Here is a 24,320-nt window from a genome sequence, read left to right on the forward strand (position 1 = left end):
TTTCAGTATTTGACGCTCTATGCGTGGCTTGCCAATACTGTCGATGGTAGCGCTAACAAAGCGCGCTGTCTGCTACTCGCTCGAGCGAATGCCCAAGACACCGATTCAGGCGCTGTCGTCGCAGAACGGCAGCGGTTAAGGGCCAATTTCGAGCGGGCAAACATGCACAACATTCCTGGGGCGACACACACACTGGCGCAGTCGATTCGCGCCGCCGGCTGGTTATTCACGGGGTTGGCGGCGCTGCCGTTGCCCAACGCATTTGCTGCCGAGAGCAGTGATCAGGAGCCGACACTCAAATCCGTGACCGTCACTGCCACGCGCCGCGAAGAGTCGCTGCAAAAAGTGCCGGTCGCAGTGTCGGTGATCGACGGCGAGCAGCTTGAGCGCGATAACCGTAACGGCGTGGCGAGCATCGTTCAGCAAGTGCCGTCACTGAATTTCCGCACCGGCGCGTCGAACAAAGACACCTCATTGTTTGTACGCGGCGTCGGCACCATTTCCACCTCCCCAGGTGTCGAGCCGACCGTGGCGACGGTGATCGACGGCGTGGTTTATGCGCGTCCCGGGCAATCCACTCTCGACTTGCTGGATCTGGAGCGCGTCGAAGTGCTGCGCGGCCCGCAAGGCACACTGTTCGGCAAGAACGCCTCGGCCGGTGTACTCAACATCACCAGCAAGGCACCCACCGCCGAGACCCATGGCTACATCGATCAGTCGTACTACAGTGGCAACGAAAGCCGCACCCGGTTCGGCATTGGCGGCAGCCTGATTCCGGAGACTTTGAAGGGCTCGATCAGCACCCTATTCGGCACCTACGATGGCAACGTCGACAACCAACACAACGGCCAGGAGGTCAACGGCTACAACCATCGCGGCGTGCGCGGCAAACTCGAATTCACCCCGAATGACGACGTCACTTTCACCCTGATCGCCGATTACATGCAGTCCCACGATGACGGTCCCAACGGTGTCGTCAGCAAGTCGCTGACGCCGGCCTTCGCCAACGCGCTGAGCCCGGTCAATGCGAGCAGCCACAACCGCGACATCAACACCGACACCCGCTCACACGTCGAAGACATCAACAAAGGTCTGTCCGGCCAGCTCGATTGGCAACTGGGCGATTACACCCTGACCTCGATCACTGCATGGCGCGGTTGGGACAACACCCAATATCAGGACGGCGACCGTCTCGGTACGGTGACAGCGACGTTTCCCGGCACGGCGGACAAGGGCGATCTGGCCTTCGATCAATACTCGCAAGAGCTGCGCCTGGCCTCGCCGAAGGGCGAATTTCTCGAATACGTTGGCGGCTTGTTCTACATGCACGGCAAGGACGACGAGACCTATCAGCGCACACTGACAACGACCACGCGCACCGACCGAGGCGTCGCCGATTACAGCACCACCAGCGACAGCTATGCGGTGTTCGGTGAGAGCACGCTGAACTTCACCTCGGACTTTCGCGGCATCGCCGGCCTGCGCTACACCCACGATGAGTTGGAATACGATCACCGCCGCGTCTCGACCTCGGCGACCACCGTCAGCGGCATTCAACCGGCCACCAGCAGTTCCGGTTCAGTGGACGAAGACGGTTGGTCCGGCCGCCTCGGTGTGCAGTACGACTTGAGCGATGCCGTCACCACTTACCTGACCTACTCGCGCGGCTACAAAGGCCCGGCCTACAACGTGTTCTTCAACATGCAGCCGCGCGACACTGAAGCACTCAAGCCGGAAACTTCCAACACTTGGGAGGCGGGCATCAAAGCCACTTCCTGGAACAATCGCCTGACCACCAATCTCGCGGTGTTCCACAGCGACTACGACAACTATCAGGCGAACTTCTTCGACACCGTCGCCGGGCAAGTGGTGACGCGCTTGATCAACGCCGGCAGCGTCAGCACCGAAGGCGTCGAACTCGATTACGCCTTGCAGGCGACCCAGCAATTGAAACTGTCCGGCGCACTCGCCTACACCCGTGCGCGCATCGACGAATTCGCCTGCCCGGCAGGCGCAGCGGCGTCGTGCAACGTCAACGGCAAACCGCTGCCGTTCAGCCCCGACTGGAAAAGCTACGTGCGCGCCGACTACAGCATCCCGCTGGATAACGGTCTGGATATCGAACTCGGCACCGACTACAGCTGGCAGAGCGAAGTGCAGTACGACATCAGTCAGAACGTCGACACCAAGCAGGGCGCCTACGGTCTGTGGAACGCCAGTGTCGCGCTGGCTGATTACAGCAATGGCTGGCGCGTGGCACTGCTGGGCAAAAACCTCACCGACAAGTCGTACTCGCCATTGCTCGCCAGCGGCGGCAACTACATCTATCGCGCTGTGCCACGGGATGACGAGCGCTACTTTGGCGTGCAACTGCGCAAGGATTTCTGAAATGAGCAGACAGTTGAAACTCGGCGCGTTCCTCATGGCCACCGGGCACCATGTGGCAGCGTGGCGTCATCCGGATGTGCCGGCGAATGCGGGGCTGGATTTCGCCCATTACAAACGGCTGGCGCAGATCGCCGAGGCGGCAAAATTCGATGCGTTGTTTGTCGCCGACAGCGTCGCCGCGCCAACTCAGGACATCGCCAGCCGCATGGCGCGTTCCGATCACTTTGAACCGCTGACCTTGCTCTCGGCCCTGAGTGCGGTGACCGAGCATATCGGCCTGATCGCCACGGCGACCACCAGCTACAACGAGCCGTATCACGTGGCGCGCAAATTTGCTTCGCTCGATCACCTGTCGGGTGGCCGCGCGGGGTGGAATCTTGTGACCTCGGACAATGCTGCCGAGGCGCTGAATTTCGGCCGTGACGAACACATTGGCCACGCCGAACGCTACAGCCGTGCTCGCGAGTTTCATCAAGTGGTGACCGGGCTTTGGGACAGTTGGGAGGACGACGCTTTTGTGCGCGACAAGGTGAGCGGGGCGTATTACGACCCTGCGAAGTTGCACGTTCTGGATCATGTGGGTGAACACTTTCGCGTCAAAGGTCCGCTGAACGTTGCGCGTTCGCCGCAGGGGCAACCGGTGATCGTGCAGGCCGGTTCTTCCGAGACTGGGCGCGAATTGGCGGCGCAGACCGCTGAGGTGGTGTTCACCGCGCAGACCTCTCTGGCCAACGCTCAGGCGTTCTACGCCGACCTCAAAGCACGTTTGCCCAAGTACGGTCGCAGCGCCGATGCACTGAAAATCATGCCCGGGGTTTTCGTCGTGGTCGGCGGCACCGAAGCCGAAGCGCGGGAAAAATGTGAAACGTTTCAGCAATTAGTCGAACCCGAGGTTGGCGTCGCCTTGCTTGGGCGTATGCTGGGCAACTTCGATTTGTCGAAGTACCCGCTGGACGGGCCATTGCCGGAGTTGCCGCTGACCGAAAGCGGTCAGCAGAGCCGGCAGAAATTGCTCACTGAACTGGCGGGCCGGGAGAACCTGAGCCTTGCTGAACTGGGTCGCAAGATCGCGGGCGGGCGCGGGCATTACAGCCTGGTCGGTACGCCGGAGCAGATTGCCGATCGTTTGCAGGAATGGTTCGAACAGGGTGCAGCGGACGGTTTCAACGTGCTGGTGCCGCACTTGCCCGGCGGGCTCGAAGACTTCGCCAATGGCGTGGTCCCGGAACTGCAACGGCGCGGGCTGTTCAGAACCGAGTATGAAGGCCGGACGTTGCGCCAGAACTTGGGTCTGGCCCGACCCGGCAATCGATTTGTGTAACACCCTTCGCGAGCTTGCTCGCGAAGCAGTCGACACCCCATTCAAGACAGACAAGAGAGGATTCGATGACTTACACCGCTGCCGAAAACCGCTACGACTCCATCCCTTACCGCCGCGTCGGCCGCAGCGGTCTGATGCTGCCGGCGTTGTCGCTGGGCCTGTGGCACAACTTTGGCGACAGTACGCCGATCGACACCCAGCGCGCCTTGTTACGCACCGCGTTCGACCTGGGCATCAACCACTTCGACCTGGCCAACAACTACGGTCCGCCATACGGCAGCGCCGAGATCAATTTCGGCCGTCTGCTGCGTGAAGACTTCAAGCAGTACCGTGACGAATTGATCATCTCCAGCAAGGCCGGCTGGGATATGTGGCCCGGTCCTTACGGTCAGGGCGGCGGTTCGCGCAAATACGTGCTGGCCAGCCTCGACCAGAGCCTGCAACGGCTCGGTCTGGACTATGTGGATATCTTCTATTCGCACCGCTTCGACCCGGACACCCCGCTGGAAGAAACCGCCAGCGCCCTCGCCACCGCGGTGCAACAGGGCAAAGCGTTGTACATCGGTATCTCGTCGTATTCCGGGGTAAAAACCCGCGAGATCGCGGCGCTGTTGAAAGAGTGGAAAGTGCCGCTGTTGATTCACCAACCGGCGTACAACCTGCTCAATCGCTGGGTGGAAAAAGACCTGCTCGATACCACCGATGAACTCGGCACGGGAGTGATTGCTTTCACTCCGTTGGCGCAAGGTCTGCTCACCGACAAATACCTCAACGGCGTGCCGGCAGATGCGCGGGTCAATCGTCCGGGCGGTGGTTCGTTGCAGGCTTCGCACTTGTCCGAGGCCAACATCGTTCATGTGCGGGCGTTGAATGAAATTGCCAAGCGTCGTGGTCAAAGTCTGGCGCAACTGGCGCTGGCGTGGACGTTGCGTGATCCACGGGTGACCTCGGCGCTGATTGGTGCGAGCCGGCCGGAGCAGATTATCGAGAACGTTGGGGCGTTGAAGAATCTGAGTTTTAGCGCTGAAGAGCTGGCGGAGATTGACCGGTTTGCCCAAGAGGGTGGGATCAATCTTTGGGAGAGGCCTTCGACGGCGGAGTGATGAAGATTGGGTTGGGTCAGCAAGATCCAACCCCCTCACCCCAGCCCTCTCCCCCAGGGGGGCGAGGGGGAAAGGGAGCCGATCTTCATGCTTTTCAAAACTTGAATTCAACCCGAGATTTCAGGTCGATGTAGCTCGTACAAACACCTCGGTCAGTCCCCTCTCCCTCCGGGAGAGGGTTAGGGTGAGGGGCTTTTGGCTGTAAAAACGGCTCAACGAAAAAACGGCACATCCCCCAACACCGTTGCCCGCTGCATCACCCGCCGCGCCGGGCGGTAATCGTCCACTGCGTAATGCTGGGTCACGCGGTTATCCCAGAACGCAATATCGTCCTGCTGCCAGCGCCAGCGAATGGTGAATTCCGGCCGCGTCGCGTGGGCGAACAGAAACTTCAGAATTGCCTCACTCTCAGTGTCCGACAGCTCATTGATCTTTGACGTAAACCCTTCATTGACGAACAACGAACGCCGCCCGCTGACCGGATGGGTACGAATCACCGGGTGCGACAGCGGTGGATTCTTGCGGCGTGCCTCTTCCCACTGCGCCAACGCTTCAGGCGTATTGCCATAGCGCTCCAGTGGAAACGAGCGAGTGAAGTCGTGAGTCGCGGTCAGCCCTTCGAGCAAGCCTTTGAGCGGCGCCGACAACGCTTCATACGCGGCAATCCCGCTGGCCCACAAGGTGTCGCCACCGAACTCCGGCAGCAACTTGGCGCTGAGCACCGCGCCCATCGCCGGGGTTGGCAGGAAGGTCACATCGGTGTGCCAGATCGCGTTGTCGCGCACGTCGGTGACGGCGGTGTCGAGGATCAAGACTTCCGGTTGTTCCGGCACGTTCGGGTAGATCGGGTGAATGTGCAGATCACCGAAGTACGCGGCGAAACGCGCTTGTTGCGGCGGTTCGATGGGTTGGTTGCGGAAGAACAGCACCTGGTATTTGAGCAGCGCCTGCTCGATGGCGTCGCGGTGTTCCAGGGTCAACGGCTGGCTGATGTCGACGCCGCTGATCTGCGCGCCTAGGGCTGAGCTTAATGGGGTGATATTGAGGCTGCTCATGGTCTTTCTCTTAAATTCCGGATAACCACCTCCCTGTAGGAGCTGCCGAAGGCTGCGATCTTTTGATCTTGATCTTTTTAAAAACAAGATCAAAAGATCGCAGCCTTCGGCAGCTCCTACACGGGGATTCAAAAACGGGATGTGTCAGTGGGCCTGGCCGTGCCATGGCACCAGTTTGCGCTGCAGGGCGCGCAGGCCCATTTCCATGGCGAAGGCGATCAGGGCGATGACCAGAATCCCCAGCACCACCACATCGGTGACCAGAAACTGCGCGGCTGACTGCACCATAAAGCCCAAACCGCTGGTGGCGGCGATCAGCTCGGCGGCGACCAAGGTCGACCACCCGACACCCAGACCAATACGCACGCCGGTGAGAATGTCCGGCAGAGCACTCGGCAAAATCACATGGCGAATCAGCTGCAAACGTGTCGCGCCCAGTGACTGCGCCGCACGCAATTTCGCTGGATCAACCGTGCGCACACCGGTCGCCGTGGCAATGGCGATCGGCGCGAAAATCGCCAGATAAATCAGCAGCACTTTCGACAACTCGCCGATGCCGCACCAGATCACGATCAGCGGCAGATAAGCCAACGGCGGGATAGGGCGGTAGAACTCGATCAGCGGATCGAGCACGCCACGGGCGATGCGATTGGCCCCGATGGCAATGCCCACCGGCACGGCGGTCAGGATCGCAAAACCGAGGCCCAGACCGATGCGGCTCAGGCTGGCGCCGAGGTGCTGCCACAACGTCGAATCCATATAGCCCGTGGTTGCCAGCAACCAGCCCTTTTGCAGCACGGCGGACGGAGGTGGCAGGAACAGCGGCTCGATCAATCCAGTGGCTGTTACGGCCCACCAGATTGCCAACAACGCGAACAGCGTCAGCAGGCTGATCCAGCGCGTGCTGAGGCTGCGACGTACAGGAATGGCCGCCGAAGCGCTGACCGGTTTTACCGCAGCCGAGGAAACGTCGTAACTGCTCATGCGCGCTCCTGCCGTTGCCCGGCGCTGCGTTGCGAGAACACTTTGCTCAGCACGTGTTCGCGGGTTTCGATAAAACTCGGATCGGATTTGATCGCCCGGGCGGATTCACCGGCGGCATAACGCTGACCGAAATCCAGATGCAGGCGCTCAACGATCTGTCCCGGATTCGGTGCGAGCAGAATCAGGTCAGTGGCGAGGAAAACCGCTTCTTCAATATCGTGGGTAATCAGGAAAACCGGCTTGGCCGTGCGCTGCCAGACTTGCAGCAACAGCTCCTGCATCTGTTCGCGAGTGAACGCGTCGAGGGCACCGAAAGGCTCGTCCATCAGCAACACGCGCGGATCAGCGGCGAGGGCACGGGCGAGGCCAACACGTTGTTTCTGGCCGCCGGAGAGTTGCCAGATGCGGCGACTTTCGAACCCTGAGAGATCAACCAGCGCGAGCATTTCACGGGCGATTTTTTCGCGCTTGTCCTTGGCGATACCGGCCAGCTCCAGACCGAATGCAACGTTGGCCAACACGTCCTGCCAAGGCAGCAAAGCGTCGTCCTGGAACACCACGCCACGTTCGGCGCTCGGGCCTTTGACCGGCACACCGTCGAGGGTGATGCGCCCGGCACTCGGCTCGACGAAACCGGCAATCAGGTTCAACAGCGAAGTCTTGCCACTGCCGGACGGGCCGAGGGCCACCAGCAATTGCTGAGGCCCCAGGGTCAGAGAAATATCCGCCAGCACCGGTGTCGGGCTGCCCGGGTACTGTGCGCTGATGCGCTCCAGCTGTAGCAAGGCCATCGCGGTTAACTCCCGATCAGTTGGTGATGTATTTGGCGCTGACGTATGGCGCGTAGTCCGGCAGAACCGCTTCGACCTTGCCTTGCTCCTTGAGGAACGCGGCGGTGTCAGTGATGGCTTTGGTGGTCGGCGCGCCGAGGCTGACGACCTGGTCCGCCGCCAGCGGGTAGACGTTGCCTTGCAGCAGCAGCGGAATATCGCTGGCCTTGGCGCCGGAGAGTTTCACCAGTTTGTCGACGTTGGCTTGATCGGCGAGCCAGGCTTTCGGGTCTTTGCGGTACTCGGCGTAGGCGTCGAGGGTGACTTTGGCAAATGCGGTGACGATTTCCGGGTGCTTCTCGGCGAAGTCTTTGCGCACGATCCACGCATCGAAAGTCGGCGCGCCGAATTTGGCCAGTTCGCCGGAGGTGATCAGCACTTTGCCGTTTTCCTTGGCCACGCCGAGTGCCGGATCCCACACGTAGGTGGCGTCGATGTCACCGCGTTTCCACGCGGCAATAATCGCTGGCGGCGCGAGGTTGAGGACGGTGACTTTCGATGGGTCGATGTTCCAGTGCTTCAGCGCGGCGAGCAGGCTGTAGTGACCGGTGGACACGAATGGCACGGCGATTTTCTTGCCGATCAGGTCCTGTGGCGTCTTGATGCCGGAACCGTCACGGGCGACCAGTGCTTCAGCGGCGCCGATCTGCGTGGCGATGAGGAAGGTTTCGACCGGGACTTTGCGGGTGATCGCGGCGGTCAGCGGGCTCGAACCGAGGTAGCCGATCTGCACGTCACCGGAAGCGATGGCGGCGATGATGTCGGCGCCGTTGTCGAACTTGCGCCAGGCGATGTCGGCTTTGGTGGCTTTTTCGTAGGCGCCGTCGGCCTGGGCGACTTTCGCCGGGTCAACGGTGGTTTGGTAGGCGACGGTAAGGTCGGCGGCCTGGGCCAGAAAACTCGCGGCAGCCAGGGAGGCTACGGCGAGCAGGCGAAGCGGGAAATTCAGTTTCATTGAACAGCTCCATATCAGGCGACCGAGCGTCGGCGTGAAAGGAGACTAAATGATCTAAGAATCGGTAAATAAATAACTTTTTAGAATTAGCTTATGAGCGGAAAATTCTAAGCGCGGGGAAGATTGTGGGCGTTTCGGATTTTTCGTTCGACGTTAAATTTTCCCCCTCACCCCAGCCCTCTCCCCCAAGGGGGCGAGGGGAAAGGGAGCCGATCTTTATGCTTCTCAAGTTCTGAGTTCGGCTGGATATTTCAGGTCGGCGTAACTTTCATGAGCACCTAAATCAGTCCCCTCTCCCTCTGGGAGAGGGCTAGGGTGAGGGGCTTTTAGTTGCTGATTGCGAGAATGCTTGCCTGATACGACCCGACGAATACGTCGAAATCACCGACTTCGTTCTGCTCCAGCTCAGCCTGCGCTGCCAGAGAAGTACGCGCCAACTCCTCAAACTTCGCCTGCTCATCCGCCGCCAGTGGCTCGCTGCGGAAAAACTCGGCATGCGCCTGACTCTGACGCAACGAGAACTGCGCAAAGCTTTCCTTGTGCTCCGCCATTGCCGCCAGCACTTGCGCCGAAGGTGTCAGGGACGGATCGCTGACCTTGGCCAGTTGCGCATCCAGCGCCTTGCTGTGCGCATCGCCGCCATGGCTCTGATCCAGCAACGCCGCCAGCGGGGCGATTTGCTCGAGCAACTCGGCCGCCCAGGTCTTCATCTCGACCGGTTCACCGTCACGCTGCAATTGCAGGCCTGGACGACGACCTTCCTTGACCACGCTGAGGAAGTTCGACGTCGCGTTGCCGCAAGACGTGTTGGTCAACAACGGGCTGTCGTTCAGCGCGCAGTACAGCAGGAACGCGTCGAGGAAGCGCGACTCGGTCAGGTCGATGCCCATCGGCAGGAACGGGTTGATGTCCAGGCAACGCACTTCAACGTACTGAATGCCACGGGCCACCAGCGCCTGAATCGGCCGCTCGCCGGTGTAGGTCACGCGTTTCGGGCGGATGTTGGAGTAGTACTCGTTTTCGATTTGCAGGATGTTGGTGTTGAGCTGCACCCACTCGCCATCCTGGTGCGTGCCGACTTCAACGTACGGCGCGTACGGCGTGGCCACGGCTTTGCGCAGGCTGTCGGTGTAGCTCGACAGATCGTTGTAGCAAGGCGTCAGACCGGCCTGGGCGTTGCTCTGATAACCGAGGTCGCTCATGCGCAGGCTGGTCGCGTAGGGCAGATACAGCGTGTCCGGATCAAGTTGTTCCAACTGATGCGAGCGACCGCGCAGGAAGCCTGCATCCAGCGCCGGCGAGGCACCGAACAGGTACATCAGCAACCAGCTATAGCGGCGGAAATTACGGATCAGCGCGATATAGGACGTCGACTGGAAATCGCGATCCGTGCCGACAAAACCTTCGGTTTCGCGCAGCAGTGGCCAGAGCTTTTCCGGCAGGGAGAAATTGTAGTGAATCCCGGCGATGCACTGCATGGTCTTGCCGTACCGCAGGGCCAGGCCCTTGCGGTAGACGTACTTGAGCTGACCGATGTTGGAGGTGCCGTAATAGGCGATCGGGATGTCTTCCTCGGCCGGCAACGGGCACGGCATCGATGGACTCCACAGGTACTCGTTGCCGAGCTTGCTGTAGGCAAAACGGTGAATCTTGTCCAGGCTCGCCAACGTGTCGGCCGGATCCGGCAGGGCGGGCGTGATGAATTCCAGCAGCGACTCGGAGTAGTCGGTGGTGATCTGTTCGTTGGTCAGCGCGGAACCCAAGGCTTCGGGGTGCGGCGTTTGCGCCAGGCGACCTTCGCTGGTCACGCGCAGGCATTCACGTTCGATACCGTGCAGGCACTGCTCGAGCAGAGAGAGGTTAGCGCGCTCGCCGAGCAGAGCCAGGCGGCGGTTGAGAAGTTCGCTCAATTTGGATTCCTTCACGCGTCAGTCGCCCCAATATGGGGGTGGGCAGGACGGTCTACAAGGGTGAAGTTGAAACTGGCGTTTTCGCCTGGTTTTTCTAACCGGTCAGCCGCACACATACCTGTAGGAGCTGCCGCAGGCTGCGATCTTTTGATCTTGCTATGCATAACAAAATCAAAAGATCGCAGCCTGCGGCAGCTCCTACAGGATTCGTTGCGCCGAAATTAACTCAAATTGATGGCGTCTAGCTACAGGACAGCGAACGTGCCTTGTGCTTTTGCGACCAGTTTGTCGCCCTGCATCACGTCGGCTTCGACCACCAACGTGCGCCGGCCCGGGTGAATCACCCGTGCCGTGCACAGCACCTCACCGTCGGAAACGGCGCGGATATAGTTGATCTTGCACTCGATGGTCGCGCTTTGCTGATCGAAGCCGTGGGTGCTGGAACAGGCCAGCCCCATGGCGATATCGACCAGACTGAACAGCGCGCCACCGTGCAATTTGCCGCCGCGATTGCGCAGTTCGGGTTCCAGCACCAGGGCGACTTGCGCCACCCCGGTTTCCAGGCTGTGCAGGCGGCAGCCCAACAGCTTGAAAAACGCGCTCTCGACGAGCCCGGCCGGAATCTCCATCAACGTTTCTTCAACTGCTTGGCGTTAGCGAACAGCGAGGCCATCGCATTGTTCACTGGCGCTGCGGTCGCGGTTTCCTTGCGCGGCGCGTTGTTCGAAGGCTGGCGTTGCGCCGAGCCCGGACGCGAGCCACGCGCACCGTCGATTTTCTCGCCCGGGGTGTCGCCCATGCGCATCGACAGGCCAACGCGTTTGCGCGGGATGTCGACTTCCATGACCTTCACTTTCACCACATCGCCGGCCTTCACCGCTTCACGCGGGTCCTTGATGAATTTCTCCGACAGCGCCGAGATGTGCACCAGACCGTCCTGATGCACGCCGATGTCGACGAAGGCACCGAATGCGGTCACGTTGGTGACAACGCCTTCGAGGATCATCCCCAGTTGCAGGTCTTTGAGGTCTTCAACGCCTTCCTGGAACTCGGCAGTCTTGAACTCCGGACGCGGGTCGCGGCCCGGTTTTTCCAGCTCTTGCAGAATGTCGGTGACGGTTGGCAGACCGAACGTCTCGTCGGTGAATTTCTTCGGATCCAGACGCTTGAGGAAGCTTGCATCGCCGATCAGCGAGCGGATGTCGCGGTCGGTTTCAGCGGCAATACGCTGCACCAGCGGATAGGCTTCCGGGTGAACGGCCGAGGAATCCAGCGGGTTGTCGCCGTTCATCACGCGCAAGAAACCGGCCGCCTGTTCGAAGGTTTTTTCGCCCAGACGCGCGACTTTCTTCAGGGCTGCACGGGTTTTGAACGCGCCGTGCTCATCGCGGTGAGCGACGATGTTTTGCGCCAGCGTCGCGTTGAGGCCGGAGATCCGCGCCAACAGCGCCACCGAAGCAGTGTTCACATCAACGCCAACGGCGTTCACGCAGTCCTCGACCACAGCGTCCAGACCACGCGCCAGTTTCAACTGCGAAACGTCGTGCTGGTACTGGCCGACACCGATGGATTTCGGATCGATTTTCACCAGCTCGGCCAGCGGATCCTGCAGACGACGGGCAATGGACACCGCGCCACGGATCGACACGTCGAGGTCCGGGAATTCCTTGGCCGCCAGTTCCGACGCCGAGTACACCGATGCACCGGCCTCGGAAACCATGACCTTGGTCATTTTCATCGCTGGATATTTTTTGATCAGCTCGATCGCCAGTTTGTCGGTCTCGCGGCTGGCGGTGCCGTTGCCGATGGCGATCAGGTCAACCGAGTGCTTGGCGCACAGGGCAGCCAGAATGGCGATGGTCTGATCCCACTTGTTGTGCGGCACATGCGGGTAGACCGTGGCGTGATCGAGCAGTTTGCCGGTCGAATCGACCACTGCGACTTTGCAGCCGGTACGCAAGCCCGGGTCGAGGCCCAGGGTTGCGCGCGGGCCGGCCGGCGCGGCCAGCAGCAAGTCGTGCAGGTTGTGTGCGAACACGTTGATCGCTTCGGTTTCGGCGCCGTCACGCAGCTCGCCGAGCAGGTCGGTTTCCAGATGGGTGTAGAGCTTGACCTTCCACGTCCAGCGCACCACTTCGCCGAGCCATTTGTCGGCCGGGCGGTTCTGGTTCTGGATGTTGAATTGCTGGCCGATCATGCCCTCGCACGGGTGCATGGTGCCCGGCAGTTCGTCGCCGACTTTCAGCGCGGAGCTGAGGATGCCTTCGTTGCGGCCACGGAAAATGGCGAGCGCACGGTGCGACGGCATGCTTTTCAGCGGTTCGTCGTGTTCGAAGTAATCGCGGAACTTGGCGCCTTCCTCTTCCTTGCCAGCGATGACGCGGGCACTGAGGGTCGCTTCCTGTTTCAGGTAGTTACGCAGTTTCTCCAGCAGGCTGGCGTCTTCTGCGAAACGTTCCATGAGGATGTATTTGGCGCCTTCGAGCGCAGCCTTCACGTCGGCCACGCCTTTTTCGGCATCGACGAAGCGTGCGGCTTCGGTTTCCGGGGTCAGGTTCGGGTCGTTGAACAGGCCATCGGCCAAGTCGCCGAGGCCGGCTTCCAGGGCGATCTGGCCCTTGGTACGGCGCTTCTGCTTGTACGGCAGGTACAAGTCTTCGAGGCGAGTCTTGGTGTCGGCGAGTTTGATGTCGCGCTCGAGGGCAGGGGTGAGTTTGCCTTGCTCTTTGATGCTGGCGAGGATGCTGATGCGCCGTTCGTCGAGTTCTCGCAGGTAGCGCAGGCGCTCTTCCAGATGACGCAACTGGGTGTCATCGAGGCTGCCGGTGACTTCTTTCCGGTAACGGGCGATGAAGGGAACGGTAGAGCCTTCATCGAGTAGCGCGACGGCCGCTTCGACCTGTTGTGGGCGTACGCCGAGTTCCTCGGCAATGCGGCTGTTGATGCTGTCCATAAAACCACCTGACATATTGTGAAATCAGGCTCGCAGGCACGGAAATAAAGGCCCGGAGTCTGGTTGAGCGGCTAGAAAATTGCCGCTGCCTGGGTCAAAAGGCAGCCCATTGACCCGTGAAATCGAACAATTACTGCGCGCGGCAGGAAAAAAAGCCTGCCACCTGCGGTAACGATTCAGACGTTGCCTGGCACAAAACGCCGCGCATTATAACCAGCGTTCTGTCATTCGGGGGCGTCGCAGTCTGTAGGCATAAACCCCGGTTTTCTGGCAGTGAAGGAAAAATCTGCTAACAATGCACACGGTGCGTATAACGGCAGCTACGCCATAATGCGCGCCGAGCTAAAAGGAGCATCCAATGAGCAGCACTGCACAAACTGCTGAAGGCGAAAAAATTCTCATCGTTGACGACGATCCGGGCTTAAGCAGCCTGCTGGAACGTTTTTTCGTCAGCAAGGGCTATCGTGCCCGTACCGTACCGAACACCGAGCAGATGGATCGTCTGCTGTCGCGTGAAGTTTTCAATCTGGTCGTCCTCGACCTGATGCTGCCCGGTGAAGACGGTCTGACCGCGTGCCGGCGTCTGCGGGCCGCGAACAACCAGATCCCGATCATCATGCTCACCGCCAAGGGCGATGAGATGAGCCGTATCAAGGGTCTGGAACTGGGCGCCGACGATTATCTGGCCAAGCCGTTCAACCCGGACGAGCTGATGGCGCGGGTCAAAGCTGTACTGCGTCGTCAGGCCGCACCGGTACCGGGCGCGCCGGGCAGCGAAGACGAAAACGTCACCTTCGGTGATTACGTGTTGTCGCTGGCCACCCGCGAACTAAAACGCGGCGACGAAGTGCATATGCTCACCACCGGTGAGTTTGCGGTACTCAAGGCCCTGGTGATGAACGCGCGTCAGCCGCTGACCCGCGACAAACTGATGAACCTGGCCCGTGGCCGCGAGTGGGATGCCCTCGAGCGTTCCATCGACGTGCAGATTTCCCGTCTGCGCCGCATGATCGAGCCTGATGCATCGAAGCCGCGCTATATCCAGACTGTCTGGGGTGTGGGCTACGTGTTCGTACCGGATGGCGCCGCCACCAAGTGATCGGCGATTTGTAGGAGCGGGTCTGCAGGTTTTGGTCGAACGGCCATGCCCGCAGACTCGCAATCCGCAATATGCGAGCATTGCTCGCTCCTGCAAGTGTGTAGCGGTTATAGATGAAAACCCCTGTCTGGTTCCCCCAAAGTTTTTTCTCCCGCACCCTTTGGCTGGTGCTCATCGTCGTGCTGTTTTCCAAGGCGCTGACCCTGGTTTATCTATTGATGAACGAGGACGTGCTGGTGGATCGCCAATACAGCCATGGCGTCGCCCTGACGCTGCGTGCCTATTGGGCTGCGGATGAAGAGAACCGCGCAAAGATTGCTGATGCGGCGACCCTGATCCGGGTGGTCGGCGCTGGTGTGCCGGAAGGCGAACAGCACTGGCCGTACAGCGAAATCTATCAGCGACAAATGCAGGCGGAGCTGGGCGCCGACACTGAAGTGCGTTTGCGCATGCACTCGCCGCCAGCGTTGTGGGTGCGCGCGCCGAGCCTCGGTGATGGCTGGTTGAAGGTGCCGTTGTATCCGCACCCGTTGCGTGGCCAGAAAATCTGGAACGTGCTCGGCTGGTTCCTCGCCATCGGCCTGCTCTCGACAGCCTCTGCATGGATTTTCGTCAGTCAGCTCAACCAGCCGTTGAAACGTCTGGTGTATGCCGCCCGGCAGCTTGGTCAGGGCCGTAGCGTGCGGCTGCCGATCAGCGATACACCGAGCGAGATGACCGAGGTATATCGCGCTTTCAACCAGATGGCGGAAGACGTCGAACAGGCCGGTCGCGAGCGTGAATTGATGCTGGCCGGCGTGTCTCACGACTTGCGCACACCACTGACCCGCTTGCGGCTGTCGCTGGAGTTGATGGGCGATCGCAATGACCTCACCGACGACATGGTGCGCGACATCGAAGACATGGACGCGATTCTCGACCAGTTCCTCGCGTTTATTCGCGATGGTCGTGACGAGTCGGTGGAGGAAGTGGATCTGACTGATCTGGTGCGCGAGGTGGCTGCGCCGTACAACCAGAATGAAGAGAAGGTGCGTTTGCGTCTGGAGCCGATCCAGCCGTTTCCACTGCGTCGGGTATCGATGAAGCGCTTGCTCAATAACCTGATCGGCAACGCCTTGAACCATGCCGGCGGTAGCGTGGAAGTCGCGGCTTATGTGTCCGGTGACGTCAGTGCGCCTTATGTGGTGCTGAGCGTGATGGACCGTGGCGCCGGGATTGATCCTTCGGAGCTGGAGGCGATTTTCAACCCGTTTACCCGAGGCGATCGTGCCCGGGGCGGTAAGGGAACCGGCTTGGGGTTGGCGATCGTGAAGCGGATTGCTTCGATGCACGGCGGCAATGTTGAATTGCGCAATCGGTCCGGGGGGGGATTGGAAGCGCGGGTGAGGTTGCCTTTGGGATTGATGCTGCCGCGAGATGCTGTGTAGATCAAAAGCCCCTCACCCCAGCCCTCTCCCCGAGGGAGAGGGAGCTGACCGAGGTGTCTGGCGTCATACATCGACCTGCAAAAATCGGTCGATTATGGATTCAGCAGTGCTCGTTCAAGTCGGCGTACTTCTTCAATATCCCCCAATCAGTCCCCTCTCCCTTCGGGAGAGGGTTAGGCGGGCGGCGTTCCGATGAGGGGCTCTCGCTTTTAGCCCTTGCCTTTGGTCCGGGTCATATTCGGCCCGCCATTCTTCTCAAGATGCTCAATGATGATCCCCGCCACATTCTTCCCCGTGGTGGTCTCGATCCCTTCCAGCCCCGGCGACGAGTTCACTTCCATCACCAGCGGCCCGTGATTGGAACGCAGGATATCCACACCCGCCACCGCCAGGCCCATGACCTTGGCCGCGCGCAATGCGGTCATGCGCTCTTCCGGGGTAATCTTGATCAGGCTGGCGCTGCCGCCACGATGCAGGTTGGAGCGGAACTCGCCCGGCTTGGCCTGACGCTTCATCGCTGCGATGACTTTGTCACCGACCACGAAGCACCGAATATCCGCACCGCCCGCTTCCTTGATGTACTCCTGAACCATGATGTTCTGCTTCAGGCCCATGAACGCCTCGATCACCGATTCGGCGGCGGTCGCGGTTTCGCACAACACCACACCGATGCCCTGCGTGCCTTCCAGCACCTTGATCACCAGCGGCGCGCCGTTGACCATGTCGATCAGGTCGGGAATGTCATCCGGCGAGTGAGCAAAACCGGTCACCGGCAGACCGATGCCGCGCCGCGACAGCAGTTGCAGCGAACGCAACTTGTCCCGTGAACGGGCGATGGCCACCGATTCGTTGAGCGGGAATACTCCCATCATTTCGAACTGACGCAACACCGCGCAGCCATAAAACGTCACCGACGCACCGATCCGCGGAATCACCGCGTCGAAACCCTCCAGCGGTTTGCCGCGATAGTGGATCTGCGGCTTGTGGCTGGCGATGTTCATGTAGGCGCGCAAGGTGTCGATCACTACCATTTCATGCCCGCGCTCGGTTCCGGCTTCGACCAGACGGCGGGTGGAATACAGACGCGGGTTCCGCGACAGCACAGCGATCTTCATGCAACACCTGTGGAAGAGGTAGATACCGGGAACACCGGCTTGTCTTGTACATACTTGATGCCCGGATTGACGACCAGATGGCCATCGATCAGGGCTTTGGAACCGAGCAACAGGCGATAGCGCATGGACTTGCGGCAGGCGAGGGTGAACTCGATCGGCCAGACCCGATCACCCAGGGCCAAAGTGGTGCTAATCACGTAGCGCTCCTGGGCATGGCCGTTGGAGCTTTTGATGGTTTTGCGCGTCACCAGTAGCGCTTCGCAGCGGCGGTGACGCAATTGCACCACCGTGCCCAGGTGCGCGGTGAAACGTACCCACTTCTGGCCGTCGCGTTCGAACGGCTCGATGTCTGTGGCATGCAGGCTGGAGGTGCTGGCGCCGGTGTCGATTTTCGCTCGCAGGCCTGCGACTCCCAAATCCGGGAGCGCCACCCACTCGCGCAGACCGACAACGGTCAAATGGTCAAATGTCTTCAATAGAAAAAACCAACGATTAACGCGTCCAGGCCTCAGGCGAAACCCGGGCCAACGCTTTGAATGCAGGTTTGGCGAACCAGTAGCCCTGCATCAGAAATATTCCACAGTCCGCCAGGAAATCCCGTTCACCGGCGCTCTCAATGCCTTCGGCAATGACTGTAACGTCCAACTCCGCACAGATTGTGACAATCCCCCGAACGATCGCCTGACGAACACGGTCTTGATCGACATCGCGGATCAGCGCCATGTCGAGTTTGATCAGGTCCGGTTGAAAATCAGCCAGCAGATTGAGCCCCGAATGACCGGCACCGAAATCGTCGATGGCGGTCTTGAAGCCGAATTCGCGGTATTCACGCAGAATATTGGTCAAATGGCGATAGTTATCTACGTGCTCGCTTTCCAGGGTTTCAAAAATCAGTCGGTCGAGCGGGAAACAGTGCTTTTTTGCCGCTTCGAGCGTACTGCGAATGCACAACTCTGGACGATAGACGGCGTTGGGCATGAAGTTGATCGACAAGTGTGTCTGCATATTAAGATCAGCCGCACCTTTGATGGCGCGGGTCCGGCAGAGCTGGTCGAAGCGGTAGCGGTTTTCTTCTGTAACCTGATTCAACACAGTGAATGCGCCTTCACCGCTCACCCCACGGACCAACGCTTCATGGGCGAAAACCGACTGATCGCGCAGATCCACGATGGGTTGATAGGCAAAGTCAAAATCGAAGCCCAACGGTTCACTGTGCTGGCAGCCCTGGCAACCGGTGTGAGTCGAAGTCAATGAAGAGGGAAATTTAGTCACTCGAGCACCCCCATGCCGGTGCCCCGGCCAAGATCACAGTCTATCTGGAGGGCGAGTTGTTGCGCCCGACAGAAACGGTAGTACAGTTCCGACTACTGGCTGAACGAGGAATTCAAATGGCGCAAAAAAGCGAAGAGGACGACAAGGTTCGTCTCGACAAGTGGCTATGGGCCGCGCGTTTTTACAAAACCCGTGCCTTGGCCAAAGCGGCAATCGAAAGCGGCAAGGTGCATTGTCGCGGTGAGCGCTGCAAGCCTGGCAAAGAGCCGCGCATTGGCGATGAGTTCGAGATTCGTACCGGATTCGAGGTGCGTACGGTGAAGGTCGAGGCGTTGTCGATTGTCCGGCGCGGCGCACCGGAGGCGCAGACGTTGTACGCGGAGACCGAGGCGAGTATTGCCAAACGTGAAGCGGCTGCGGCAATGCGCAAGGCGGGGGCGTTGGGTGTGAGTACCGACGGCAAGCCGAGCAAGAAGCAGCGGCGGGATTTGTTCAAGTTTCGGGGTAGCAGCAACGACGAGTAAACGCGACGTTTCCGGGCTGTTTGCGCTGCCTCTTCGCGAGCAAGGTTGCTCCCACAGTAGATCCGGTTCCTCCAGTGGATACTTGATCAATTGTGGGAGCGAGCCTGCTCGCGAATCGAGGGGGCAGCCCTCGCCGAAGACTGCTCGGTATCAGGCGCTACGCACCACACTCATTCGCGAAACCAGCGGCAACTTGCTCAGCAGATTGAAAATCGGCGAAGTCACCTTCAGCCAGAAATTCGAGGCGTGATAAGCAAACGGTGTGTAGTAACCCCAGCCCAACGCCCACACCGCCAGCAGCATACCGCCGATGTAATCGTCCTGACCCCAATGCGCACCGGCCACCAGACGCGGCAGCATGAACAACAGCGCCAGACCCCAGATCACCACAAACTGGCCAACCGTGCGGCTGAACACGCCCATGAACAACGCCCAGATCAGCAGCACCGAAGCATGGTCACCGGGAAAGCTCTGGCTCGAGCGATCCTTCAGCTCCCAGGTCTTCTCCATGTGCGGGAAGTAATCGCTGATATGCACCGCGCCTTCCAGCACCATCGACGGGCTGCTGTGCTGCCAGTCCATGTGGTCGGCGAATTTGGAAAACAGTGCGCGAATTACCACCATCAATAGCAGGATCGAGAAAAAACCGAAGAACGCACGACGCACATCAATCGCCTTGAAGACCCAGTCGCCCTTGATCAGCAGCGTCAGCAAGATCAGACCGACAACGATGTCGAACGGACGCAGACTTGCAATTGCCCAGATGTGGAGCCATATCGGGTTGCCGGCCAGCGGTGCATTGAGCAAGCGGAACAGCCACTCGTCGAAAATCACACACAGCGAGTTGCCCGTAGGCCATAACCAGAAAGCCAGTAGCGCCAGTGGCACTACGTTGCACAGAACCAGCCGGCCGAGGTTCCACCTAGATTGGAACAAACCCGGATTGTTCATAAAATGCCTCCCATGGCAGAGCAGTCGGCACCAAAAAGAGTGCCAAGAAGCGCAAATTTTCACGTCTTGTAACCATTTTGTCACCACATTCAGATACCCAAAATTATGACCGAGCTAGCGGATACCGATTTCACCCAACGTTTCATCTTCGATGACAGCGACACGCGCGGCGAACTGGTTGCGCTTGAACGCAGCTACGCCGAAGTCCTCGCCAAGCACCCGTACCCGGAGCCGGTGGCGCAATTGCTGGGCGAATTGATGGCGGCCGCCTCGTTGCTGGTGGGCACGCTGAAGTTCGATGGCTTGCTGATTCTGCAGGCGCGTTCCGAAGGGCCGATCCCGCTGCTGATGATCGAATGCTCCAGCGAGCGCGAGATCCGTGGCCTGGCGCGTTACAACGCCGAGCAGATCGCGGCGGACGCGACCCTTGCCGACCTGATGCCGAATGGCGTTCTGGCCCTGACTGTCGACCCGACTGTCGGCCAGCGTTACCAGGGCATCGTCGATCTCGACGGCGAAACCCTGTCCGACTGTTTCACCAATTACTTCGTCATGTCGCAACAGGTCGGCACGCGTTTCAAGCTGTTTGCCGACGGCCGTCGTGCCCGTGGTCTGCTGTTGCAGCAACTGCCGGCCGATCGCCTGAAAGACGAAGAAGACCGCGCCGCCAGCTGGCAGCACATCACCGCGTTGGGCAACACGCTGACCGCAGATGAAATGCTTAGCCTGGATAACGAAACCGTACTCCATCGTCTCTATCATGAAGAGCAGGTGCGCCTGTTCGATGTGCAACATTTGCGCTTCAGCTGCAGTTGCTCGCGGGAACGCTCCGGCAACGCGCTGGTCAGCCTTGGGCTGGAAGATGCGCTGGCGCTGGCAGCAGAGCAGGGCGGCAAAGTTGAGATCGATTGCCAGTTTTGCAATCAGCAGTACCTGTTCGACTCGGCCGATATTGCTCAATTGTTCGCTGGCGCAGGCGTCGACACGCCGTCAGATACCCGGCACTAAAACGGTTCAGCGCAGGTAAATTCACTGCGTAACGACGGAATTTCGCCGTTACGACGGGAGGACCCTACTCTTTTTGGGCTTTTCTGGCATAATCCGGCCCACTTTTTTCGCGGTAGTAGTGCACGACTTTCTACTACAAAACGTTTGGAGCACACTCGGCCACTGGCCGACGGGGAACCTCATGACGCAAGCCAATAACGCCGTGTACACCGATCTGAGTGTTGATGATCTGGTTAAAGAAGCCCTGCAACGCGGTGAGGGCGAGCTTGCCGATACCGGCGCTCTGGTTGTTCGCACTGGTCACCGCACCGGTCGTTCGCCTGTTGACCGTTTCATCGTTGAAGAGCCTTCCACCCAGGCCGCTATCGCCTGGGGCCCGATCAACCGCAAGTTCCCGGCCGACAAGTTCGACGCGCTGTGGGCTCGCGTAGAAGCCTTCAACAACGCGCAAGAGCACTTTGTGTCCCACGTGCATGTAGGCGCGGCGGAAGATCACTACCTGGCCGTGAAAATGACCACCCAGACTGCCTGGCAGAATCTGTTCGGTCGTTGCCTGTTCATCAACCCGGCCCAGTACAACCCGGCCGGTCGTGAAGAGTGGCAAGTGCTCAACGTGGCCAACTTCGAGTGCGTGCCTGAGCGTGACGGCACCAACTCCGACGGTTGCGTGATCCTCAACTTCGCACAGAAGAAAGTGCTGATCGCCGGCATGCGTTACGCCGGTGAGATGAAGAAAGCCATGTTCTCCGTGCAGAACTTCCTGCTGCCGGCCGCTGACGTGCTGCCAATGCACTGCGCTGCCAACATCGGCGAAGAAGGCGACGTGACCCTGTTCTTCGGTCTGTCGGGCACCGGTAAAACCACTCTCTCGGCTGACGAAAGCCGTTACCTGATCGGTGACGACGAACACGGCTGGGGCGAAGGCGTGGTGTTCAACATCGAAGGCGGTTGCTATGCCAAGTGCATCGACCTCTCCGAGAAGAACGAGCCGGTGATCTGGAAAGCCATCAAGCACGGCGCCGTGCTGGAAAACGTCGTCATCGACGACGCCAAGCACGCCGACTACGCCGATGTCAGCCTGACCCAGAACAGCCGCGCCGCGTACCCGCTGGAGCACGTTGCCAAGCGTTCCGAGCACAACCTCGGTGGCGAGCCAAACGCTGTAATCTTCCTGACCTGCGACCTGACCGGTGTCCTGCCGCCAGTGTCGATCCTCAACGAAGAACAAGCGGCCTACCACTTCCTGTCCGGCTACACCGCGCTGGTGGGCTCGACTGAAATGGGTTCGGGCAGCGGCATCAAGTCGACCTTCTCCACCTGCTTCGGCGCACCGTTCTTCCCGCGTCCGGCCGGCGAATACGCCGAGTTGCTGATCAAGCGTATCCGCGGTTTCGGTTCGAAGGTTTACCTGGTCAACACCGGCTGGACCGGCGGCGGCTACGGCGTCGGCAAACGCTTCAACATCCCGACCACCCGTGCGGTGATCGCAGCGATCCAGAGCGGCGCGCTGATCGGTGCAGCCACCGAACACCTCGACACCATCAACCTCGACGTGCCACTGGCCGTACCGGGCGTTGAAACCAACCTGCTCAACCCACGCAACACCTGGGCTGACAAGGCTGCGTACGACGAGGCTGCGAAAGCACTGGCCGGTCTGTTCATCGAGAACTTCAAGAAGTTCGAAGTGAGCGATGCGATCAAGGCTGCTGGGCCTAAGTTGTAAGATTGGTTTGTTGTGAATGAAAAAGCCGCCTCTTGAGGGCGGCTTTTTTATGATGTGTAAGTTTGTAGCTCCATTTTGATTGATCGTGCCAATCCCGATAGGTCGCCATAAATAGACTTGGAGTTAATGCCCATTTTTCTTAATAAAGCGTAGCAGTTCGAATACAAACTTTTGTCAATTATTATTTTGTGCATAGCGCACTTTTCATAAATGTGCGAATTTAAAATGGAGTCAATTGTTTTTTCGCGATTTCCTGACAGTAAAAATGTGCCGGATTGTCTATCGATTCGAGCATTTAGCTCTAAAGGCTCTGTCACCCAAAGGATGTCGTATGCAAAGCGATCGACAACTTCTTCAAAAATCTTGTCTGGGTTGCTTGCTATACTTAAGCGGGTTTCTAGAAAACCCGAATCTTTAGTTTTAATGTGGTTTATTGATTGCTCCATGATTGCGCTATAGTCTAGGGCGAATATAGAAAAATCTTTATCGCTAAGTGGTGAGTAAGTCTCTAGAGCAAAATACAGCGCTATGTAGGGGCTTTCGCTAAAGTCTATTAGCCGAGTTGGCGTTCCATAGTGCTGCATTACCGAAAGCCAGCATAATTTTGATGTTGGTGTGTGTTCTTTTCCGTTATAAATATGATACTTTGAAATGAAGGTGCTTAATGATCTATCTTCAAATTTCCTAGCGTTTGCTGCACTCCATTTCGATCCTAGCACTCTTTCTAGAGTTGAGTCTAGATTCCAGCTTGAATCTGAATGGCCACGATAAACAAAACTATTAGGAAGTTCATTTAGCCGTCGGATGAGGTCGTCGATCTTATAAATATTTTCGACTTCTATCATGTTCTGATCTCGTTATAAGCATGCCTGACCTCTTGAAAGGCCTCTAAGTCTGTTGCTGTATCTTCAACAGATACCCTCACTGCATCACCCTTCAGTGAGATTGCTATAGATTTTTTTTGATCAGATTTTTTTATTCTTGCTGAGGCTGTATTCCCCGTAGCAGCTGTAGATTTGGTCACCGCTTCCACGACGTCTTCGTTCAATGACTTTCCGAAGACTTCGACACTTCCGCTGTCACCACCTAGAGCATTGCAGTAGACCGATATAGGTTTTTGGAATAATTCATCTGCATCTATTGGGTTTGGGCCGGTAAAATTTGCTTTGAATTTTGTTATCGCGTAGGCAGATTTAATTTTATCCAGAAAGTGCTCGGGGTCTGGAATGGCATCTACTCTAACCTCAACACCTGTTTCAATAGCCGCTCTTGTCTTTTCGAAGAGTCCTTTAATTCTTCTTGCGATAGTCTTTACGTCGGGCGCTACTTTGGATTTCTTTACGATTCCTAGAAGGCCGATGTCTGCGTAAAATAGAACTTGAGTATACGGCCCCGAATCATCTGTTTGTTTTAGAAAGTCTCCCGACGACTGGTCAAACTTTTCAACCGTCGTTTTAGTTGTTCGACCAACCGCAAACGTCCCCCCAGTTTGATCGAGAACTTCAATGTTGCCAATGTGCCAAACATTATCTTCGCGAAGCTCCATTGAAGGCTTTTCTTCAAGGGCTGCTCTGAAAATATCGGTCGCACTCATGTCGCCTACAAAAAGACTGAATTGGGAGGGTTTAATAAATTTTATGCGATATAAGTGAAACTCTAAAATGGCCAATTTTTTGCCTCGCTATTTTTTAATGTTGGCGTC

Annotated in this window: 21 protein-coding genes; 8 read left to right on the forward strand and 13 right to left on the reverse strand. The window is 58.6% G+C overall.

The genetic code is table 11. The features are described from left to right. Positions 1-162: 162 nt before the first annotated feature. The 3 genes from H8F23_RS18790 to mgrA all read left to right on the forward strand — a co-directional run bounded on the left by H8F23_RS18790 (position 163) and on the right by mgrA (position 4,812). A complete protein-coding gene (locus H8F23_RS18790) occupies positions 163-2,388 on the forward strand; it encodes a TonB-dependent receptor (protein WP_194935383.1) in 2,226 nt (741 codons plus the stop codon). Position 2,389: 1 nt separating this feature from the next. After that, on the forward strand, positions 2,390-3,709 hold the full coding sequence (locus H8F23_RS18795; protein ID WP_194935384.1) for an LLM class flavin-dependent oxidoreductase: 1,320 nt from the start codon (positions 2,390-2,392) through the stop codon (positions 3,707-3,709). 65 nt (positions 3,710-3,774) lie between these two features. Next, positions 3,775-4,812 carry an L-glyceraldehyde 3-phosphate reductase gene (mgrA, locus tag H8F23_RS18800; protein ID WP_194935385.1) on the forward strand — a complete coding sequence of 346 codons (1,038 nt, stop codon included), beginning with the start codon at positions 3,775-3,777 and terminating at the stop codon, positions 4,810-4,812. Between the two features lie 212 nt (positions 4,813-5,024). Here mgrA and tauD read toward each other — a convergent pair whose 3' ends face one another. From tauD to H8F23_RS18835, 7 genes are all read right to left on the reverse strand, one after another. Continuing rightward, positions 5,025-5,867 (reverse strand): taurine dioxygenase, encoded by an 843-nt coding sequence (gene tauD, locus H8F23_RS18805; protein ID WP_194935386.1) that lies wholly within the window; start codon positions 5,865-5,867, stop codon positions 5,025-5,027. A gap of 144 nt (positions 5,868-6,011) precedes the next feature. Further along, a complete protein-coding gene (gene tauC / locus H8F23_RS18810) occupies positions 6,012-6,851 on the reverse strand; it encodes a taurine ABC transporter permease TauC (protein ID WP_116256377.1) in 840 nt (279 codons plus the stop codon). After that, positions 6,848-7,642: a taurine ABC transporter ATP-binding subunit gene (gene tauB, locus H8F23_RS18815; RefSeq protein WP_093440624.1), complete on the reverse strand. Its 795-nt coding sequence runs from the start codon at positions 7,640-7,642 to the stop codon at positions 6,848-6,850. Before tauB ends, tauC begins: the two co-directional genes overlap by 4 nt. A gap of 16 nt (positions 7,643-7,658) precedes the next feature. Then, positions 7,659-8,636 carry a taurine ABC transporter substrate-binding protein gene (gene tauA / locus H8F23_RS18820; protein WP_194935387.1) on the reverse strand — a complete coding sequence of 326 codons (978 nt, stop codon included), beginning with the start codon at positions 8,634-8,636 and terminating at the stop codon, positions 7,659-7,661. Between the two features lie 326 nt (positions 8,637-8,962). Continuing rightward, positions 8,963-10,546, reverse strand: a complete 1,584-nt coding sequence (gshA, locus tag H8F23_RS18825; protein WP_194935388.1) for a glutamate--cysteine ligase — start codon at positions 10,544-10,546, stop codon at positions 8,963-8,965. Positions 10,547-10,791: 245 nt separating this feature from the next. Next, the gene (locus H8F23_RS18830; protein ID WP_007917925.1) at positions 10,792-11,175 is read right to left on the reverse strand and encodes a PaaI family thioesterase; all 384 of its coding nucleotides are present in this window, start codon (positions 11,173-11,175) and stop codon (positions 10,792-10,794) included. Continuing rightward, entirely contained in the window at positions 11,175-13,499 is a 2,325-nt protein-coding gene (locus H8F23_RS18835; RefSeq protein WP_194935389.1) for a Tex family protein, read from the reverse strand. The genes H8F23_RS18830 and H8F23_RS18835 overlap by 1 nt, the downstream gene beginning before the upstream one ends. Positions 13,500-13,857: 358 nt before the next feature. On the opposite strand from H8F23_RS18835, the gene ompR reads away from it, so the two are divergent. Together ompR and H8F23_RS18845 are read left to right on the forward strand one after the other, a co-directional pair. Further along, positions 13,858-14,598: an osmolarity response regulator transcription factor OmpR gene (gene ompR / locus H8F23_RS18840; protein WP_095123420.1), complete on the forward strand. Its 741-nt coding sequence runs from the start codon at positions 13,858-13,860 to the stop codon at positions 14,596-14,598. A 113-nt stretch (positions 14,599-14,711) separates the two neighbouring features. Then, positions 14,712-16,025 carry an ATP-binding protein gene (locus tag H8F23_RS18845; protein ID WP_016986270.1) on the forward strand — a complete coding sequence of 438 codons (1,314 nt, stop codon included), beginning with the start codon at positions 14,712-14,714 and terminating at the stop codon, positions 16,023-16,025. Between the two features lie 209 nt (positions 16,026-16,234). On the opposite strand, the gene rimK is transcribed toward H8F23_RS18845, so the two are convergent. From rimK to rimA, 3 genes are read right to left on the reverse strand one after another with little or no spacing between them, the layout of a single operon-like run. Next, positions 16,235-17,140, reverse strand: coding sequence for a 30S ribosomal protein S6--L-glutamate ligase (gene rimK, locus H8F23_RS18850; protein ID WP_007949201.1), 906 nt, complete (start codon positions 17,138-17,140; stop codon positions 16,235-16,237). After that, positions 17,137-17,616, reverse strand: a complete 480-nt coding sequence (gene rimB, locus H8F23_RS18855) for a retropepsin-like aspartic endopeptidase RimB (RefSeq protein ID WP_456107225.1) — start codon at positions 17,614-17,616, stop codon at positions 17,137-17,139. The genes rimK and rimB overlap by 4 nt, the downstream gene beginning before the upstream one ends. A 16-nt stretch (positions 17,617-17,632) precedes the next feature. Next, positions 17,633-18,412 (reverse strand): S6 modification regulatory phosphodiesterase RimA, encoded by a 780-nt coding sequence (gene rimA, locus H8F23_RS18860; protein ID WP_116256375.1) that lies wholly within the window; start codon positions 18,410-18,412, stop codon positions 17,633-17,635. A 116-nt stretch (positions 18,413-18,528) separates the two neighbouring features. On the opposite strand from rimA, the gene H8F23_RS18865 reads away from it, so the two are divergent. Next, positions 18,529-18,936 carry an RNA-binding S4 domain-containing protein gene (locus tag H8F23_RS18865; RefSeq protein WP_007917939.1) on the forward strand — a complete coding sequence of 136 codons (408 nt, stop codon included), beginning with the start codon at positions 18,529-18,531 and terminating at the stop codon, positions 18,934-18,936. A gap of 150 nt (positions 18,937-19,086) precedes the next feature. Here H8F23_RS18865 and H8F23_RS18870 read toward each other — a convergent pair whose 3' ends face one another. Beyond that, positions 19,087-19,887 (reverse strand): phosphatase PAP2 family protein, encoded by an 801-nt coding sequence (locus tag H8F23_RS18870; protein WP_194935390.1) that lies wholly within the window; start codon positions 19,885-19,887, stop codon positions 19,087-19,089. A 105-nt stretch (positions 19,888-19,992) separates the two neighbouring features. Here H8F23_RS18870 and hslO point away from each other — a divergent pair, with 105 nt between their 5' ends. Beyond that, positions 19,993-20,895, forward strand: coding sequence for an Hsp33 family molecular chaperone HslO (gene hslO / locus H8F23_RS18875; RefSeq protein WP_194935391.1), 903 nt, complete (start codon positions 19,993-19,995; stop codon positions 20,893-20,895). Between the two features lie 181 nt (positions 20,896-21,076). Beyond that, positions 21,077-22,618, forward strand: a complete 1,542-nt coding sequence (locus tag H8F23_RS18880; protein ID WP_194935392.1) for a phosphoenolpyruvate carboxykinase — start codon at positions 21,077-21,079, stop codon at positions 22,616-22,618. A 47-nt stretch (positions 22,619-22,665) separates the two neighbouring features. On the opposite strand, the gene H8F23_RS18885 is transcribed toward H8F23_RS18880, so the two are convergent. Together H8F23_RS18885 and H8F23_RS18890 are read right to left on the reverse strand one after the other, a co-directional pair. Continuing rightward, on the reverse strand, positions 22,666-23,463 hold the full coding sequence (locus H8F23_RS18885) for an FRG domain-containing protein (RefSeq protein WP_194935393.1): 798 nt from the start codon (positions 23,461-23,463) through the stop codon (positions 22,666-22,668). After that, a complete protein-coding gene (locus H8F23_RS18890) occupies positions 23,460-24,212 on the reverse strand; it encodes a hypothetical protein (protein ID WP_228759292.1) in 753 nt (250 codons plus the stop codon). Before H8F23_RS18890 ends, H8F23_RS18885 begins: the two co-directional genes overlap by 4 nt. Positions 24,213-24,320 lie beyond the last annotated feature (108 nt).

The sequence above is a fragment of the Pseudomonas neuropathica genome (assembly GCF_015461835.1).
In the GTDB taxonomy this organism is placed as follows: Bacteria; Pseudomonadota; Gammaproteobacteria; order Pseudomonadales; family Pseudomonadaceae; genus Aquipseudomonas; species Aquipseudomonas neuropathica.